Source organism: Halomonas nitroreducens (genome assembly GCF_003966155.1).
Classification (GTDB): Bacteria; Pseudomonadota; Gammaproteobacteria; order Pseudomonadales; family Halomonadaceae; genus Halomonas; species Halomonas nitroreducens.
On record NZ_RXNS01000004.1, the window covers coordinates 161496 to 178991 of the forward strand.

The following is a 17496-nucleotide window of genomic DNA, read 5'->3' on the forward strand; positions in this document are numbered from 1 at the left end:
GTGAACGGGGCCGGCGGCCGCCGACGGGCGGCCAGTATACATGAAGCCCGCGGCCTTCGAGGACGGCCAAAATGACGCCCGGTGGGGCCGTGCGATATGATGCCGCAAGCTGATGCAAGTCGCGACCCCGTCGACGGCCGCCAGGTCGTCGCGGCGTCGCGCCCAATCAAGAGGCCCAGACCCCATGACCGACGCTCCGACCCCGACGCCCCGCCCGGTGGCACTGATCATCCTCGATGGCTACGGCTACAACCCCGACGCCGCCGACAACGCGATCCAGGCGGCGCGGACCCCGGTGATGGACCGGCTGTGGGCGCAGCAGCCCCATGCCCTGGTGCACACCGACGGCCGTTACGTGGGCCTGCCCGACGGCCAGATGGGCAACTCGGAGGTCGGCCACATGAACCTCGGGGCCGGACGCATCGTCTATCAGGACTTCACCCGCATCACCAAGGCCATCGAGGACGGCGACCTGGAGCGCAATGCGATCCTCACCGACGCCCTCGATGCCGCCGCCACCGCGGGCAAGGCCGTGCATCTGATGGGCCTGCTGTCGCCGGGCGGCGTCCACAGCCATGAGGACCATATCCTGGCCATGGCCGAGCTGGCCGCGCGCCGCGGTGCCCAGCGCATCTACGTGCATGGCTTTCTCGATGGCCGCGATACTCCCCCCAAGAGCGCCCTGGCCTCCCTGGAGCGCACCAACGCACGGCTCGCCGAGCTGGTCGGCCCCGACAACGGCTGCGTGGCCTCGATCATCGGCCGCTACTATGCCATGGACCGCGACAACCGCTGGGACCGGGTGGAGAAGGCCTACCGGCTGATCACCGAGGGTGAGGGCGACTACACTGCCGCCTGCGCCGAGCAGGGCCTGCAGCAGGCCTATGCCCGGGACGAGACCGACGAATTCGTCAGTGCCACCGCCGTCACCGTCGATGGTCGGCCGGTGACGGTCGCGGACGGCGACGCCGTGCTGTTCATGAACTTCCGTGCCGACCGCGCCCGTGAGCTGACCCGCGCCTTCGTCGAGGACGACTTCGCCGGCTTCACACGCCGGGAGCAGCCACGGCTCGCCGGCGGCAGCCTGGTGACCATGACCCAGTACGCCGCCGACATCCCCGCGCCGGCCGCCTTCCCGCCGGCCGACCTGCCCAACACCCTGGGCGAGGTGATGGAACGCCGCGGCCTCACCCAGCTGCGCATCGCCGAGACCGAGAAGTATGCCCACGTGACCTTCTTCTTCTCCGGCGGCCGCGAGGCGGAATACCGGGGCGAGACGCGCATCCTGGTGCCCTCCCCCCAGGACGTGAAGACCTACGACGAGAAGCCCGAGATGAGCGCCGTGGAGGTCACCGACCGCCTGGTGCAGGCTATCGAGTCCGGTGCCCACGACCTCATCGTGTGCAACTACGCCAACGGCGACATGGTCGGCCATACCGGCGACTTCGCTGCCGCCGTGGCGGCCATCGAGGCCGTGGATGCCTGCGTCGGCCGCGTGGTCGAGGCCATCGAGACGGTCGGCGGCGCCTGCCTGATCACCGCCGACCACGGCAACGCCGAGCAGATGGTCCATCCCGAGACCGGTGTCGCCCAGACCGCCCATACCACCTTCGACGTGCCGCTGATCTATGTCGGGCCCCGCCCCGTGCGGCTGCACGACGACGGCCGGCTGTGCGATATCGCCCCCACCCTGCTGACCCTGATGAACCAGCCGGTCCCCGAGGAGATGACGGGCCGGGTGCTGATCGACGACGCGTGAGAGCGGTGTTGCGCCCGGGCGCCGGGGCCGCCCGCTGGCTGTCCCTGCTGCTGTGGCTGGGCCTGGCCCCGGCCCTGGCCGCGCCGACCGGGGAGCAGGAGGCCCGGGCGCGGCTGGATGCCATCGGCGAGCAGATCCAGTCCGCCACCCGGGAGCTGTCCGCCACTGGCCGAGCCCGCAGCGAGGCCAGCGAGGCACTGCGCGAGGTCGAGACCGCCCTGGCCGAGACCCATCGCCAGCTGGATGCCCTGCAGGCCGAGCGACGCGACCTCAACCACGAGGTCGCAGCCCTGGAGGCGCGCCGCGAGACGCTCCAGGCGGAGCACGACGATCAGCTGGCCGCCCTCGGCGACCAGCTCGACGCCCTCTATCGCCTGGGCCTCACCCCCCAGCTCAAGCTGCTGCTCAACCAGGACGACCCGGCCCGTCTGGACCGCCTGCAGCGCTACCTCAACCATCTCGCCGAGGCCCGCCATGCGCGGCTGGACGAGATTGCCCGGCTGGAGGCGGCGCTGGCCGATAACCGCCGGGCGCTGGAGACCCGCGGCGAGCGGCTCGATGCCCTGGCCGGCGAGTTGGAGCGGCGCAGTGCCGAACTGGCCACGCGCATCGACGAGCGCCAGACCCTGGTGGCCGAGCTCGAGGCCCGCTACGCCTCCGAGGAGGCACGCCTGGCAGCCCTCGACCAGGACCGGGCCCATGCCGCGCGCGTGCTGCGTCAGGTGCAGGAGCGCCTGGCACGGCTGCAGCAGCCGCCGCCGTCGACGGCCATCGCCGCCACCCGGGGCGAACTGCCCTGGCCGGTGCAGGGCAAGGTGGTGTCCGGCTTCGGCGGCGGCCGCGGCGTGCATCGCAACGGCCTGCTGATCCGGGCCGCCGAGGGCACGCCGGTCGCGGCGGTACACGCCGGCCGGGTGGTGTTCGCCGACTGGATGCGCGGCTTCGGCAACCTGCTGATCATCGACCACGGCGACCGGGTCATGACCCTGCACGCCCACCTGCAGCACTTCGCCGTCCAGGTGGGCCAGGCGGTGTCCCGGGGCGACGCCCTGGGCGCCGTGGGGGCTTCCGGCGGCCAGTCCACTCCAGGCCTCTACTTCGAGGTACGCCGCAACGGTGACCCCATCGACCCCAGCGGCTGGGTCGCCCGGCGCTAGGCCCCGCTATTCCATTGCCGGGCGCGGCCACGCTATGCTGGACGCTCCCATACCGGAACTGCGAGAGCCTGCATGCCCTTACCTCCCGCCGGCCTGACCGCCCCGCTGCGGCGCCTGAGTTCGGTGCTGGTCCCCGTCGTCACCCTGCTGTCCCTGTCACTGCCCGCCACCGCGGCCCCCGAGGACGAGCTGCCGGTGGCCGAGATCCAGTCCTTCGCCGAGGTCTTCGAGCGCATCAAGCGAGCCTATGTGGAGGAGGTCGACGACGCGACCCTGCTGCGTAACGCTACCCGCGGCATGCTCAGCGAACTGGACCCCCACTCCACCTACTTGGATGCGGAGGCCTACCAGAGCCTGCGCGAGTCCACCGAAGGCGAGTTCGGCGGCGTGGGCATCGAGGTGGGCAAGCGTGACGGCCAGCTGACCGTGATCACCCCCATCGACGACACCCCGGCCTCCCGCGCCGGCCTCCAGGCCCAGGACATGATCCTGCGCATCGACGACACCCCTACCGAGGGACTGTCGCTACAGGACGCCGTGGAGCTGATGCGCGGCGAGCCGGGCACCGCCATCCGCATGACCATCATGCGCCAGGGCGAGGATGCGCCGCGCAACGTCGAGATCGAGCGCGAGATCATCCGCACCCAGAGCGTGCGCCACGAACGGCTGGCGCCCGGCTACGGCTACCTGCGCATCAGCCAGTTCCAGTCCCGCACCGGCGAACAGGTCGTCGAGGCCCTCGAGGCGCTGGACGAGGACGGCCCGCTGGAGGGCCTGGTGCTGGATCTGCGCAACAACCCCGGGGGCGTCCTCCAGGCTGCCGTGGACGTGGCCGATGCCTTCCTCGACAGCGGCCTGATCGTCTACACCGAGGGTCGCCTTGCCGACAGCGCGATGCGCTTCTCCGCCGGTCGCCAGACCGCCGCGCCCGAGGTGCCCCTGGTGGTGCTGATCAATGGCGGCAGCGCCTCGGCGGCGGAGATCGTCGCCGGCGCCCTCCAGGACCAGCGGCGAGGCGTGGTGATGGGCACCGAGAGCTTCGGCAAGGGCTCGGTGCAGCAGATCATGCCGCTCGGTGACGGCGAGGCCCTGAAGCTGACCACCGCCCTCTACTTCACGCCCGACGGCCGCTCGATCCAGGCCCTGGGCATCGTCCCCGACGTGGAGGTGGTCCGCGGCCGCCTGGAGGTCGCCAAAGGCACCGGCCTGCGGGTGCGCGAGGCCGACCTCGAGGGCCACCTGGCCGGCGATCAGGACGGCGCCGAAGCGGGCACGACCAGCGACCGTCTGCGCGACGACTATCAGCTCGGCGAGGCCCTCAACCTGCTCAAGGCCCTCAACGTGCTGCGCCAGCGCGAGTCGCCGTCCGGCGCCGAGTGAGGCGCCGAGGCTCGCCCTGGCCTCGTGACCGGTTGCACCGGGCTGGCGAGCGCAGGGGGCGGGCGGCATGGCCAGGCATGGCCACGCCGCCAGACGCTGGCCTCTGAAACGGGACGCTAGCGGCAGGAGGCCGGCAGGCGGCCACGCCGGCCGGTGGCCTGCTGCATCAGCAGCCGCTTGAGCGGGGCCAGCCGGTCGACCCCGGCCAGCCCCAGGTTGCGGGCCAGGGTGAGCGCCGGGTGGCGCGCGCCGAACAGCAGTCGGAAGCCATCCATCAGCTTGAGCATGGCGGCGTTGTCGCCGCGCCGTCGCCGGGCATAGCGGGTCAACCAGACCTCGCTGCCGGTGGCCAGGCCCCGCCGGCGAGCCGCGAGCAGCTCCTCGGCCAGCACCGCGACGTCCATCAGCCCCAGGTTGACCCCCTGACCGGCCAGCGGGTGGATGCTGTGAGCGGCATCCCCCACCAGCGCCAGCCCCGGCAGCACATAGCGCCGGGCATGACGCTGGGTCAGCGGCACGGCCTGGGCCTGGTCGATCACCGTCACCGCCCCGAGCCGTCCCTCGATCGCCGTTTCCAGTTCCTGGCCCAGGGCCTCGGCAGAGAGGCCGGTCAGCCGCATGGCCTCCTCGGGGGAGGTCGACCAGACGATGGAACAATAGCCGGCGTCGTCCTCCAGGGTCAGCGGCAGGAAGGCCAGCGGACCGTCGGCCAGGAAGGCCTGGCGCGCCACGCCGCCATGGGGCCGAGCGGTGCGCACGGTCGTGACTACCGCCGCGTGGCCGGTGTCATGGGCCTCGACCTCGATGCCGGCCAGTTCGCGCAGCGGCGAACGGGCTCCGTCGGCGGCCACCACCAACGGCGCGGCCAGCCGCTCGCCCCCTTCCAGCACCACCTCGCGCCCCCGGGGCGTGGCCTCCAGGCCCGTCACCCGGGCGCCGAAGCGCCGCCGCACCGTCGGCAGCGCGGCCAGGCGGGCCTCCAGGGCCGCCACCACCACGTCGTTCTCGACGATATGACCGAGCACCGGCAAGCCTGCCTGGTCGGCGGAGAAGGTCACCTCGCCGGTGCCCTCGCCGTCCCATACCTGCATCTGGCGGTAGGGGGTGACACGGCGCGCGCGCATCCACGCCCAGGCCCCCAGCCCGTCGAGCAATCGCTGCGACACCGGGGTCAGGGCACTGACCCGGAGTCCGGGCTGGCCGCACCCCACCGCATCGGCATCGACGGGCCCTTGCCGGGCGTCCAGCAGGGTCACCGCCACACCGGCCTGGCCAAGCAGGCAGGCCAGGGTCGCGCCGACCATGCCGCCACCGACGATGATCACCTCGTCCGTCATCGCCACTTCCTCCTCCTGTCGCGGGGCACTCATCGCTCCACCCCCATGGCCCGCCGGGCCAGGGTGCGACGCAGCGGCCCCACCAGATTGAGCCCCACCAGGCCCGCGGCTCGGGCATGGGACAACACGGGGCTGTCGAGACCGAACAACCGCACCAGGCCATCGCTGAAGCGGATGACGTTGTGCCGATCCCCGGCGCGTCGCGCCTCGAAGTCCGCCAGGGTCGCCGAGCTGCCTGGCGACTCGGCCCGGTCCGCGCCGGCCTGGATGGCCGCCACCAGGTCCATGACGCCGCGCAGCGCGAGGTTGAAGCCCTGGCCAGCCACCGGGTGCAGTGCATGGGCGGCATTGCCCAGCACCGCCAGCCCCGGCCGGGTCGTCTCCTGGGCGGTGACCAGCGAGAGCGGATAGGCGTGGCGTCGCCCCACACGGCGAAAGCGTCCGGCCCGGTCGCCGAAGGCCGCCTGCAGCTGGGCCAGGAAGTCGCCGTCCGCCAGCGCCATCCGGGCGTGCTCGCGGCCGGCCTGGTGGGTCCAGACCAGTTCCATGGCCTGCTCCCTGAGGGGCAGCAGGGCGATGGGGCCGGCCGTGGTGAAGCGTTCAAAGGCCGTGCCGCCATGGGGACGATCGACCGCCACGGTGGCGATCAGTGCGACCTGCTCGTAGGAGCGCTCCCGACTCTCGATGCCGAGCCGCTCCTTGAGCCCCGACCGGCCCCCGTCGGCGAGCACCGTCAGGCCGGCCTCGAGGCAGGCGCCGTCGGACAGGCGCAGGCGGTGGCCGCCGGCCACGGGCTGAATCGTCTCGACCCGGGCCGGGCAATGCCAGTCCAGCGGTAGCTCGCCGAGGCGGCGATGCAGCACGCGGCCGAGCCAGGCATTCGGGATGACCTGACCGAGTGCCTCGCTGTCGAGTTCCGCGGCGCGCAGTCGGGTCGCGCCGAGACGCCCTTGCTCACTGACGTGGATGCAGCGGATGGGCGCGGCCTGCTCGGCCAGCGCCGGCCACAGCGCCAGCTCGACAAAGTGGTGCACCGAGCCCTGGGCGATGGCGCTGGCCCGGGCATCGAAGCTGGGCTGCCAGGGGGCCTCCAGGTCCGTCGACAGGGGGGCGGCTTCGATCACCGCCACCGTCAGCCCCAGCCGCCGGATCAGCGGCGCCAGGGCACAGCCCAGGCTGGCCCCGACCAGCCCGCCGCCGATGATGGCGATATCCACGCGACGCGGGGCCTCGCCCACGGCCGACTCGCTCATGCGACCCTCCATTATTCCGTAACGTAAATTACATAAAGACAAGCCAACCTCTTGGTCAGCTGATCATTTTTCCGCCATCAGGGCTTCGATATCGTCCACCCGCTTGGGGGCCGAGGCAGTGAGCACCTCATGTCCGTCGGGGGTCACCGCCACGTCGTCCTCGATGCGGATGCCGAGGCCACGGAAAGCCTCGGGCAGGTCGGCATCCTCGGGCACGTAGAGCCCCGGCTCGATGGTCAGCACCATGCCCGGCACCAACGAACGAGGCTCGCCATCCAGTCGATAGCTGCCCACATCATGGACATCGAGTCCCAGCCAGTGAGAGGTGGCGTGGGGATAGAAGCGGCGGCAGGCATCGGCCTCGAGACAGGCCTCCAGCTCCCCCTCCAGCAGCCCCAGGCGCAACAGCCCCGCCGTGAGGTCGCGCACCACCCCGCGGTGGATGCCCCCCAGGGTGGCCCCGGGACGCACCGCGCCGATGGCCCGCTCCTGGGCCTCCAGCACCACCTCGTAGAGCGCCCGCTGGGCCACGGTGAAGCGTCCATCGACCGGGAAGGTCCGGGTCACATCGCCGGCGTAGAGGTCGAACTCGGCACCGGCATCGATCAGCACCAGCTCCCCGCCCCGCAGCGGGTCGCGATTCTCGATGTAGTGCAGCACACGGGCATTGGCCCCGCCAGCGACGATGCTGGCATAGGCCGGGCCGCTGCCCCCCTGCCAGCGGAACTCGTGCTCGAGGTCGGCCTGCAGCTGGTACTCGGCGAGGCCGGCACGGGCCCCGACCATGGCACGCCGGTGGGCCAGGGCGGTGACCTCGCCGGCATGGCGCATCAGCGCCAGTTCGGCGGTGCTCTTGACCAGGCGCAGCTCGTGAATGGGACCGGCGATATCGGCGAAGGACAGCGGAGCCCGCGCTCCGCGACGCGCTCCGGCCAGCAGGCTGCCGCGGATCCGCTCGGCGAGACGCAGGGTCCGTGCATCATCCAGCGGCAGGTAGAGAGTGGTGCGACCATCCAGCAGCTCGGTAAGACGAGCATCGCGTTCGGCGTTCTCGAAGGCCTCGTCGAGGCCGTGGTGGCGCTCGGCGCCCCGGGCACCGAGGCGCCGGCCGGTCCAGGCCTCCAGATCGGGATCCCGATCCTGGCAGAACAGCACGCTCTCACCGGCCTCCCGGCCGGGCAGCAGCAGCAGCAGGGCATCGGGCTCGGGAAAGCCGGTCAGGTAATGGAAGTCGCTGTCCTGACGGAAGGCGAACTCGCTGTCCCGGGAACGGGTGACCAGCGAGGCGCCCGGCAGCAGCACGGCGGCGTCCGGCGGCAATTGGGCCATCAGGCGGCAGCGCCGCTCACGGAATTCCTCGAGGCCGATGGGAGCGGGGCGAGGCAGGGGCTCGGCGAACATGGCGACTCCTGGAGCGGGGTGGGGGCGGCAGGACGGGGCGACACGGGCCTCAATGCTGGGGAGCGGGGTCATCCACCTGCTCCACCTGGGGCTGGCCGGGGTGATGCTCGGTGTAGAGCAGCATGGCCGCCATGCGGGCGTGCTCGGTCAGGGCAAACAGGTCGTTCTCGTTCTCGGCGCTGTCGTCGATCTCGGTCTCGATGGCGGTGAGGCCCTGGAGATCGTCGATGGCTTCCCGCAGCGCCTCGGACCAGTCCCGGCGCGGGGCCTCGCCGGCATCCTGGATCACCTCGAGGAAGCCCTGGGTCCATTCCTTGAGGCCCTGGGCCCGCTCGGCCAGCGAGAACAGCTCGTCCGGCAGCAGCGGCTCGAAGTTGAGTTCGCTGCCGGCCAGCGCCTCCAGGGTCTGGCGCCGCCAGCCCAGCAACCGCTCGGCGGCGGCCTCGTCCCGCGGCTGTTCGACCCCTAGGCTGAGGCACACCGCCTCCAGCCAGGCCTCGGCGTTGAGGTCGTGCAGCGCCAGGGAGGCGCACAGGCGGCCATCGAGGAAGGCCGGCGACTGCATGCTGCCATGCAGCAGAAAGGTGTCGGCGATATCGGAGAAATCCTGGCGTTCGTTGATCAGTGACATGGCACCCGTCCGTGCTGGAGCCGCGCGGCGCGTTGACCGCCTGCAAACGGCTCTCTTATAGTGGTTTGATAGTCGTGATGCCCACGATGTTAACGCATCGGGCCCCCTGGGCGCGCACCCGCAAGGAACCGTGCGCCGTGGCCCCGCCGGAGACCCCATGACCGACGCCTCGCGGCCTACCACCGAGATCACCCTGCTGGAACGCCAGTACGTCATCGCCTGCCCCCCCGAGGAAGAGGACAAGCTGGAGCGTGCCGCCCGCTACCTGGATCGCGCCATGCAGGGCATCCATGCCCAGGGCAGGGTGGTCGACCGGGAGAAGATCGCCATCATGGCTGCCCTCAACATCACCCATGAGCTCCTCGAGGCCCTGGACGAACGCCGCGCCGGCGAGCAGAGCCTGAGCGATCTCAGCCAGCGCCTGGAGCGCGCCCTGGCCGATGCGCCCGGTCGCTGAGGATTCTTCACTTTGGCCCGCTCGGCGGCTCTGCTAGGATGGAGACGTTCCCTGGGGTGTGCGCCAGTCGTTATAGTCCCTCGAGCCTATGAGCAATACCCAGGGGGCCAAATGCTAGCCGAGCCCGTGTGCATGTCCGTGCGACGGAAAGCCTGACGGCTCGGCTGCGGCCACCCACCTTGAACCGCTGGGTTCAAGGGCCAGAACGACAGCGGCACTCTGGGGAACTTCATCCGACATGACCGATATGCAGGATATCGCCGCACCCGTCACACGAGACGACGCCCGCCGCCGGCTGCGCCGCGACCTCAGGCGCCGTCGCCGTGCGCTGAGCGCCAGGCAGCAACGCCAGGCCGCCACCCGGCTATGTCAACGCCTGCACCAGCTTCCCGAAGTGCGTCACGCCAAGCGCGTGGCCCTCTACCTGCCCAACGACGGCGAGATCGATCCCACCCCGCTGATGCCCTGGCTGCGCGACCGCAATGCCCGCGTCTATCTGCCGGTGCTCAAGCCCCTCACCCATAACGCCCTGTGGTTCGTGCACTACCATCATGGCACTCCCATGGTGACCAACCGCTTCGGCATTCCCGAGCCCTGCACCCGTCATGGCGCCCATCGGGCACGTCGCCGGGCACCCTGGGTACTCGACCTGATCCTGCTGCCACTGGTGGGCTTCGACGACCACGGCCAGCGCATCGGCATGGGCGGGGGGTTCTACGATCGTACGCTGGCCTTCACCCGCCGCCCCGGCCCGCGCCCGAGGCTGATCGGCCTGGCCCACGACTGCCAGCGCGTCGAGCGCCTGCCCGTGGCACCCTGGGACGTGCCGCTGGACGCCATCGTCAGCGATAGCCGCACTCTGCGTCCCTGAGGCGCCCAGTCCCGACAACGCAAAAGACGGCCGATGCAGGGCATCGGCCGTCTTTCGTCATCCAGGCCCCGGGGGCGCGGCAGCGGCTCAGTTGCCGGCCAGCGCCTGGGCATAGCCGGTCGCCACGACCCCGATCCCGAAGATCAGCACCAGCGTCATGACAAGATCGGGCTTGCGCTTCATCCCTCGACTCCCTTCGGTTCACCACGTTGAGGTCGCGATTGGGCGACACCCTCGTCGCCCATCGACGACGAGAGCCTAGCGAAAGCCCCCGGACATGACAACTGTCATGCTCAACACATGAGAAAATTCATGCCAGGCGGGACCGGCCATCCGGGGTGTGTCAGCGCTCACCCCGGCCGGCTCGACTCAGGCCATGAACAGGCGATAGGCGGGATTATCGGATTCCTTCCAGTAGCGATAGCCGATGTCATCGAAGTATTCCTCGACATGGCTGCGATCCCCGTTGGGCACCTGCATACCCACCAGCACCCGCCCGTAGGCCGCGCCGTGGTTGCGGTAGTGGAACAGCGAGATATTCCAGTCCTGGGGCAGGTGGGTGAGGAAGTTCATCAGCGCGCCGGGACGCTCGGGGAACTCGAAGCGATAAACCTCCTCGTCGAAATGCTCCTTGGGCCGTCCGCCCCCCAGGTGGCGGATGTGCAGCTTGGCCAGCTCATTGTCGGTCAGGTCCTCCACCGGATAGCCGGCCTCGCGGAGCTTGTCGATCACCGCCTGGCGATCCTCCCCGCCGGGCTTGACCTGGACGCCGACGAAGATGTGCGCCTGGGCGGGATCGGCATAGCGATAGTTGAACTCGGTGACCATGCGCTTGCCGATGGTGCGGCAGAACTTCTTGAAGCTCCCCGGCTTCTCGGGGATCGTCACCGCCAGGATCGCCTCGCGCTGCTCGCCAAGCTCGGTGCGCTCGGCGATGTGCTGCAGGCGATCGAAGTTGGTGTTGGCCCCGGAGTTGATGCAGACCAGGGTCTCGCCCGACGCGCCGCTCTGCTGGATGTACTTCTTGAGGCCCGCCAGCGACAGGGCGCCGGAGGTCTCGGAAACCGCCCGAGTGTCCTCGAAGATGTCCTTGACCGCCGCGCACATCTCGTCGGTATTGACGGTGATGACGTCGTCCACCAGGTCCCGCATCACCGCGAAGGGCGCCTCGCCGATCTGGGCCACGGCCACGCCCTCGGCGAAGACCCCGACCTGGTCCAGAGTCACGCGCTCGCCACCGTCCAGGGCCGCCTTCAGGCAGGCGCTGTCCTCCGACTCCACGCCGATCACCTTGATCTCGGGACGCAGGTACTTGACGTAGGCAGCCACGCCGGCGATCAAGCCACCGCCGCCGACCGGCACGAAGATGGCATCCAGACGGCCGGGATTCTGCCGGAGGATCTCCACCGCGACGGTGCCTTGCCCCGCGATGACGTCGATATCATCGAAGGGCGGGATGTAGGTATAGCCATGCTCGGCGATCAGCTCCTGGGCATGGGCGGCCGCGGCAGCGAAGGCGTCGCCCTTGAGCACCACCTTGGCGCCCCGGGCCCGCACGGCGGCCACCTTGATCTCGGGGGTGATCCGCGGCATGACGATGACCGCCTTGACACCCATCTGCTTGGCCGCCATGGCCAGGCCCTGGGCATGGTTGCCCGCCGAGGCGGCGATCACGCCCTTGGCCTTCTGCTCGTCGGTGAGCTGAGCCATCTTGTTGTAGGCGCCGCGAATCTTGAAGGAATGGACCGGCTGAAGGTCCTCGCGCTTGATCAGGATCTGGTTGTTGAATCGGCGAGAGAGGAAGGGGGCCGGGGAGATCGGCGTTTCCCGGGCGGCCTCATAGACCCGGGCCTGGAGAATCTTCTTGACGGTGGCTTCGAGCATCCTGATATCCCAATGGGGTGACGCGAGAGGGCCGCTGACGCGGCACGAAGGGAACCCCTATTGGTAGCATTCCGGCCACCTTGGCGTCCAGCACGAGGCCGCGCCATGGCCTATAATGGCGCGGCATTCGCCACCCACCAAAGCGAGCAGGACATGACCCAGGACGAACTCAAGGACGCCGTGGCAGCCGCCGCCCTCGACGAGATCCGCCCCCTTCTCGGCCGCCAGGTCGTCATCGGCGTCGGCACCGGCTCCACGGCCAATCGCTTCATCGACAGGCTGGCCACCCTGCGCGGTGACTTCCGCGGCGCCGTGGCCAGCTCCGAGGCCAGTGCCGAGCGCCTGCGAAGCCATGGCATCGATGTCTTCGAGCTCAACGAGACCGGCACCGTGCCCGTCTATGTCGACGGCGCCGACGAAGTGAACGCTCACCTACAGATGATCAAGGGCGGCGGCGCGGCCCTCACCCGAGAGAAGGTCGTCGCCGCCTGCGCGGAGCGCTTCGTGTGCATCGCCGATGCCTCCAAACTGGTCGAGCGGCTGGGCGACTTCCCGCTGCCGGTGGAGGTGATCCCCATGGCGCGTTCCTACGTCGCCCGAGAACTGGTCAAGCTGGGCGCCGACCCGGTCTACCGCCAGGGCGTGGTCACCGACAACGGCAACCAGATCCTCGACTGCTACGAGTTCATGATCGACGACCCGGTGGCCATGGAGGCGCGCCTCAACGCCATTGTCGGGGTGGTGACCAATGGCCTGTTCGCCGCCCGTGGCGCCGACGTGCTGCTGCTCGGCACCGACCAGGGCGTCGAGCGCCGCACACCGCAGTAAGCGCTCACTCCGTGGGCAACAGGTGCTCCAGGCCCGCCAGGGTGCGGGCCAGGGCGCCGCGATTGGCCTCGACTACCGCCTGCCCGGCGGCGGCAAGACGCTCCCGTGCCGGCGCATCGGCGAACAGCGCCTGCAACGCCTCGGCCAGGGCCGCGGCATCGGCGACCTCCACCAGGGCCTCGCGCTCGCGCAGGGCCTCGGCGACGTCCTCGAAATTGGCCAGTGCCGGGCCGGTCAGCACGGGCACCCCCCTGGCGGCGGGCTCCAGCAGGTTGTGGCCGCCCACCGGCACCAGGCTGCCGCCGACGAAGGCCAGGTCCGCCGCCCCGTAGAAGGCCGCGAGCTCGCCCATGGTGTCGCCCAGATAGACCGCCGTCTCGGCCGTGACCGCCTCGTCCGCCGAGCGACGCGCCGTGACCAGTCCCCGGGCCGCACATAACTCGGCCACCGCCGCGAAGCGCTGGGGATGCCGGGGGACCAGGATCAGCAGCGCCCCGGGGCGCGACTCGCACAGCCGGGCATGGGCCTCGAGCACCGCCTGTTCCTCGCCGGGATGGGTCGAGCCGGCCACCCACACCGGACGCTCGCCGAGGTCTCGACGCAAGCGCTCACTCACCTCGCAAGCCGCCTCGTCAGGGGCCAGATCGAACTTCAGCGAACCGGTCACCCGGATGGCATCCGGCGCCATGCCCAGCGCTTGGAACCGCTCGGCATCCGCCGCGGACTTGGCCCCCAGCCAGGCCACATGGGAGAGCGCCTCGGCCATCAGCCGTCCCAGGCGCCGGTAGCGGCGGAAGGCCCGCGGCGAGAGCCGACCGTTGACCACCGCCACCGGCACTCCCCGGCGGTCGCAGGCCGCCAGCAGGTTGGGCCACAGCTCGGTCTCGAAGAAGATCGCCAGGTCGGGCGCCAGTCGCTCGACGAAACGCCGGGCCGCGCCGGGAAAATCCAGGGGCACGAAGTGATGACTCACTTCACCGCCATCCCCCCGCTCGGCGGCCTTCTCCACCAGGGCCAGGCTGCGTTCGGCGCCGGTGGCGGTCATGGTGGTGATCACCAGGCGATGTCGCGGGTAGCGCCGGCGAAGGGCCTCGATCAGCGGCCGGGCGGCCTGGACCTCCCCCACCGAGGCACAGTGCAGCCACAGGGTGCGGGAGCCCGAAGGGGCCGCCGGGATGGCGCCGAGGCGCTCGGCCCGGGGCCGGCCGGGCAGCTGTTCCCGCCAGGCCCGCCGCCAGATCAGCGGCGACAGCGCCAGCAGGGCAGCGGAATAGAGTCGCCGCGCCCAGGGATGCCCCGCCATCAGGTCTCGCGGTCGAGAATGGTGGCGATCATCGCCGTGGTGGAGACGCCGTCCTCGAAGCCGAGCACCTTCACCTCGCCCCCGGCGGCGCGCACCGCCTCGCCGCCGGCGATCTGCTCGGGACGGTAGTCACCGCCCTTGACCAGCACGTCTGGCAGCACCGCCTCGATCAGCCGCTGTGGGGTGTCCTCGGAGAAGGGCACCACCCAGTCGACGGCGCCCAGGCCGGCCAGCACCTGCATGCGCCGGGCCAGCGGATTGATCGGCCGCGAGGGGCCCTTGAGCCGCCCGATGGAGGCATCGTCGTTGATGGCCACGATCAGCCGGTCGCCGAGCTGGCGGGCATGCTCGAGGTAGGCCACATGGCCGGCGTGGAGGATGTCGAAGCAGCCGTTGGTCATCACCACCCGCTCGCCGCGGGCCTGGGCGGCGCGAACCGCCTCGATCAGCGGTGCCTCGCCGATGACACCGAACTCGGCCAGCTTGTCACCGTGCAGGGCAGTGTAGAGTTCGGCGATGGACAGCGTGGCGGTCCCGGGCTTGGCGACCACCAGGCCGGCGGCCAGGTTGGCCAGGGTCATGGCCTCGGGGAAACCGTGGCCGGCGGCGAGCGCCAGGCCCAGCACGCCGATCACCGTATCGCCGGCACCGGTCACGTCGAAGACCTCCCGGGCTCGGGTCGGCAGGTGCAGGGGCTCGTGGTCGGCACGGATCAGGGTCATGCCCTTCTCGCTGCGGGTGATCAGCAGCGCCTCCAGCTCGAGCTCGGCACGCAGGGCCTCGCCCTTGGCGGCCAGGGTGGCATCGTCGGGACAGGCGCCCATCACCGCCTCGAACTCGGCCAGGTTGGGGGTGATCACGCTGGCCCCGCGGTACTTGCGGAAATCGCCGCCCTTGGGATCCACCAGCACCCGCTTGTCGGCACCGCGCACCGTGGCGATCAGCCCCTCCACATCGGCCAGGGTGCCCTTGCCATAGTCGGAGAGGATCACCAGGTCGGCCCGGGGCAGGGCTTCCTCGACCCGCAGGGCCAGGCCGCTGGTATCGACCTCGCCGAGGCCCTGCTCGAAGTCGAGGCGGATCAGCTGCTGGTTGCGGCTCATGACCCGCAGCTTGGTGATGGTCGGCACCTCGCGGCTGCGCGCGAAGTGAGTGCTCACTCCGGCGTCCTGCAGGCGACTCTCCAGGCGGTCGGCATTCTCGTCGTAGCCCACCAGGCCGGCGAGTCCCGCCTGGGCGCCCAGGGCGGCGATGTTGAGGGCCACGTTGGCCGCGCCGCCGGGGCGGTCCTCGGCCTCGTCGACCCGCACGACCGGCACCGGGGCCTCGGGGGAGATGCGGGAGGTGCCGCCATGCCAGTATCGGTCGAGCATGACGTCGCCCACCACCAGCAGGCGCGAGCGCTCCAGGGCGGTCAGATCAAGCTTCATCGGAAGGCTCCGTTTCCTTGCGGGTCGAGGAGGCGGCGAGCAGCGCCTCGAGGTTGCGGATGACGTCGTCGGCGCGGATCAGCGACATGGCATCGGGATGGCGCACCCGCTGGCCCCAGGGCAGCGTCTCGGGGTCCTTGTGCAGGTAGGTCGTCACCGCCTCGGGATAGCGGTTGACCACGAAGTCGCGCCAGCGATAGGGGCCGGCGCGATCGGGGTTGGTGGTGGCGAACAGGCCGACCACCGGGGTGTCGAGGGCATTGGCCATGTGCACCGGCCCCGAGTCCGGGGCCACCACCGCCCGGGCCCGGGCAATCAGCGCCAGCAGGCCCTTCAGCGAGGACGCGCCGATGGCGTCGATGACCGCGCCGGGCTGGCTGAGGGCCTGGATGCGGCTGCCCATCTCGCGTTCCTGGGTACTGCCGCCGCCGGTGAGCACGGTCGTCAGGCCATGCTGCACCCAGGCGTGCTCGACCACCGCCGCGTACCCCTCGGCGGACCAGTTGCGAAAGTTGCGCAGTCGCGGGTTGGCACAGGGGCTCATCAGCACGTAGGGGGCGTCGCCGGTCAGCCCGGCGGCCTCCTCGAAGGCGGCCTCGGGGATCGCCAGGTCCCATTGCGCGGATAGCTCCTCCACGCCGAGCAGCCGGGCGAAGTCGAGGAAGGAGTCCACCACGTGGGCCCGGGGATGCGGGGCCAGCTGGCGATGGGTGAACCAGTGCTGGGCATCCTTGGCCCGGGCCTTGTCATAGCCCACGCGCACGTCCGCCTTGAGGCCCAGCGAGAGGACGCTGGCGCGCAGCGCCTGCTGCATGTGCAGCAGGACATCGAAGCGGGTGTCCGCGAGTTCGCGCCACAGCTCGCGCATGCCGGCGATCCCCGAGGCCTTGTCGTAGACGACGAACTCGACCCCGGAAAGGCCGGCCAGTAGACTGTGCTCGCCCTTGCCGATGATCCAGGTGATGCGCGCCTCCGGCCACTGGCGCTGCAGGGCACGCACCGTCGGCACCAGGTTGCAGACATCGCCCAGGGCGGAGAGACGCAGCACGCCGATGTGCTCGGGTCGGGCGGGCAGAGGATGCTTCATGCGATTGGCAACGTATCGAACGGGAAAGGTTTTCATTCTATATGATGCGGACAGTTTATGTGACGCCGACGGGGCGCCACAAATCGGTCCGCACAGCCTCGACCCCGACCACTGGCGTCGGGCGGGCCGGGTGGTGGGCGAGGCGCCCGGCCGCGGCGCCAGCCTGTTCCTCGCGGCCGGCGCGGAGCAGTGGGTCCTCCGCCCCTACCGGCGCGGCGGCCTGGTCGCCCGGGTCAGCGACGCCCGCTACCTGTGGACCGGGCGGGAGCGCACCCGCGCCTTTCGCGAGATGCGCCTGACCGCCGAGCTCTTCGCCCTGGGCCTGCCCGTGCCCCGGCCGGTGGCCGCCGGCGTCACCCGCCACGGCCTCACCTACGAGGCCGCCCTGCTCACCGTCCGCGTGCCCGGCGCCCGAGCCCTGGCCGAGCGTCTGGCGAGCGGCGAGGCCGATGCGGGCCTGCTGCGGGAGGTGGGCCGCACGGTGCGCCGGTTCCACGATGCCGGCCTCGACCATGTCGACCTCAATGCCCGCAACCTGCTGGTGGCTCCCGACGACGGTGTCTGGCTGATCGACCTGGACCGCTGCCGGCGACGGCGCCCCGGTGCCTGGCGGGAGGCCAACCTCGACCGCCTGGCTCGCTCGCTGGTCAAGTTCGACGCCGGCGCGGCCATGGGCGACATTCGCCAGGGCTACACGGCGCCCGCACCCGCCTGAGAT

At 70.7% G+C, this 17496-nt stretch carries 15 protein-coding genes and 1 other RNA gene; 8 read left to right on the top strand and 8 right to left on the bottom strand.

Features of this window, described 5'->3' with window-relative positions; all coding sequences use genetic code 11:
• Positions 1-184: 184 nt before the first annotated feature.
• The 3 genes from gpmI (at position 185) to EKG36_RS05850 (ending at position 4296) form a co-directional block, all read left to right on the top strand.
• Positions 185-1759: a 2,3-bisphosphoglycerate-independent phosphoglycerate mutase gene (gene gpmI / locus EKG36_RS05840; RefSeq protein WP_126481979.1), complete on the top strand. Its 1575-nt coding sequence runs from the start codon at positions 185-187 to the stop codon at positions 1757-1759.
• Positions 1756-2916, top strand: coding sequence for a murein hydrolase activator EnvC family protein (locus EKG36_RS05845; RefSeq protein ID WP_246007443.1), 1161 nt, complete (start codon positions 1756-1758; stop codon positions 2914-2916). The genes gpmI and EKG36_RS05845 overlap by 4 nt, the downstream gene beginning before the upstream one ends.
• Before the next feature lie 72 nt (positions 2917-2988).
• On the top strand, positions 2989-4296 hold the full coding sequence (locus tag EKG36_RS05850) for a S41 family peptidase (protein WP_126481981.1): 1308 nt from the start codon (positions 2989-2991) through the stop codon (positions 4294-4296).
• Between the two features lie 116 nt (positions 4297-4412).
• Here EKG36_RS05850 and EKG36_RS05855 read toward each other — a convergent pair whose 3' ends face one another.
• The 4 genes from EKG36_RS05855 to EKG36_RS05870 all read right to left on the bottom strand — a co-directional run bounded on the left by EKG36_RS05855 (position 4413) and on the right by EKG36_RS05870 (position 8918).
• Entirely contained in the window at positions 4413-5666 is a 1254-nt protein-coding gene (locus tag EKG36_RS05855) for a UbiH/UbiF/VisC/COQ6 family ubiquinone biosynthesis hydroxylase (protein ID WP_126481982.1), read from the bottom strand.
• The gene (gene ubiH, locus EKG36_RS05860; RefSeq protein WP_126481984.1) at positions 5663-6886 is read right to left on the bottom strand and encodes a 2-octaprenyl-6-methoxyphenyl hydroxylase; all 1224 of its coding nucleotides are present in this window, start codon (positions 6884-6886) and stop codon (positions 5663-5665) included. Before ubiH ends, EKG36_RS05855 begins: the two co-directional genes overlap by 4 nt.
• Positions 6887-6949: 63 nt before the next feature.
• Positions 6950-8287 carry an aminopeptidase P N-terminal domain-containing protein gene (locus EKG36_RS05865; protein ID WP_126481986.1) on the bottom strand — a complete coding sequence of 446 codons (1338 nt, stop codon included), beginning with the start codon at positions 8285-8287 and terminating at the stop codon, positions 6950-6952.
• A gap of 49 nt (positions 8288-8336) precedes the next feature.
• Positions 8337-8918: a UPF0149 family protein gene (locus EKG36_RS05870; protein WP_126481988.1), complete on the bottom strand. Its 582-nt coding sequence runs from the start codon at positions 8916-8918 to the stop codon at positions 8337-8339.
• Positions 8919-9075: 157 nt separating this feature from the next.
• Here EKG36_RS05870 and EKG36_RS05875 point away from each other — a divergent pair, with 157 nt between their 5' ends.
• The 3 genes from EKG36_RS05875 to EKG36_RS05885 all read left to right on the top strand — a co-directional run bounded on the left by EKG36_RS05875 (position 9076) and on the right by EKG36_RS05885 (position 10246).
• The gene (locus EKG36_RS05875; RefSeq protein WP_126481990.1) at positions 9076-9375 is read left to right on the top strand and encodes a cell division protein ZapA; all 300 of its coding nucleotides are present in this window, start codon (positions 9076-9078) and stop codon (positions 9373-9375) included.
• Between the two features lie 45 nt (positions 9376-9420).
• A non-coding RNA gene (ssrS, locus tag EKG36_RS05880) (6S RNA) lies at positions 9421-9605 on the top strand.
• 8 nt (positions 9606-9613) lie between these two features.
• Positions 9614-10246 (top strand): 5-formyltetrahydrofolate cyclo-ligase, encoded by a 633-nt coding sequence (locus EKG36_RS05885; RefSeq protein WP_126481992.1) that lies wholly within the window; start codon positions 9614-9616, stop codon positions 10244-10246.
• Positions 10247-10615: 369 nt separating this feature from the next.
• Here the strand turns inward: EKG36_RS05885 and ilvA are convergent, their stop codons facing one another.
• Positions 10616-12130 (bottom strand): threonine ammonia-lyase, biosynthetic, encoded by a 1515-nt coding sequence (gene ilvA, locus EKG36_RS05890; RefSeq protein ID WP_126481994.1) that lies wholly within the window; start codon positions 12128-12130, stop codon positions 10616-10618.
• A 153-nt stretch (positions 12131-12283) separates the two neighbouring features.
• On the opposite strand from ilvA, the gene rpiA reads away from it, so the two are divergent.
• Positions 12284-12958: a ribose-5-phosphate isomerase RpiA gene (rpiA, locus tag EKG36_RS05895; RefSeq protein WP_126482193.1), complete on the top strand. Its 675-nt coding sequence runs from the start codon at positions 12284-12286 to the stop codon at positions 12956-12958.
• Between the two features lie 4 nt (positions 12959-12962).
• On the opposite strand, the gene waaA is transcribed toward rpiA, so the two are convergent.
• The 3 genes from waaA to EKG36_RS05910 are packed head-to-tail and all read right to left on the bottom strand — an operon-like array spanning position 12963 to position 16778.
• Positions 12963-14261 carry a lipid IV(A) 3-deoxy-D-manno-octulosonic acid transferase gene (waaA, locus tag EKG36_RS05900; RefSeq protein ID WP_126481996.1) on the bottom strand — a complete coding sequence of 433 codons (1299 nt, stop codon included), beginning with the start codon at positions 14259-14261 and terminating at the stop codon, positions 12963-12965.
• Positions 14261-15691 carry a bifunctional D-glycero-beta-D-manno-heptose-7-phosphate kinase/D-glycero-beta-D-manno-heptose 1-phosphate adenylyltransferase HldE gene (gene hldE, locus EKG36_RS05905; RefSeq protein ID WP_126481998.1) on the bottom strand — a complete coding sequence of 477 codons (1431 nt, stop codon included), beginning with the start codon at positions 15689-15691 and terminating at the stop codon, positions 14261-14263. Before hldE ends, waaA begins: the two co-directional genes overlap by 1 nt.
• The gene (locus EKG36_RS05910; protein WP_126482000.1) at positions 15681-16778 is read right to left on the bottom strand and encodes a glycosyltransferase family 9 protein; all 1098 of its coding nucleotides are present in this window, start codon (positions 16776-16778) and stop codon (positions 15681-15683) included. The genes hldE and EKG36_RS05910 overlap by 11 nt, the downstream gene beginning before the upstream one ends.
• Between EKG36_RS05910 and EKG36_RS05915 the strand changes: the two genes are divergently transcribed.
• On the top strand, positions 16777-17493 hold the full coding sequence (locus tag EKG36_RS05915) for a 3-deoxy-D-manno-octulosonic acid kinase (RefSeq protein ID WP_126482002.1): 717 nt from the start codon (positions 16777-16779) through the stop codon (positions 17491-17493). The genes EKG36_RS05910 and EKG36_RS05915 overlap by 2 nt on opposite strands.
• Positions 17494-17496 lie beyond the last annotated feature (3 nt).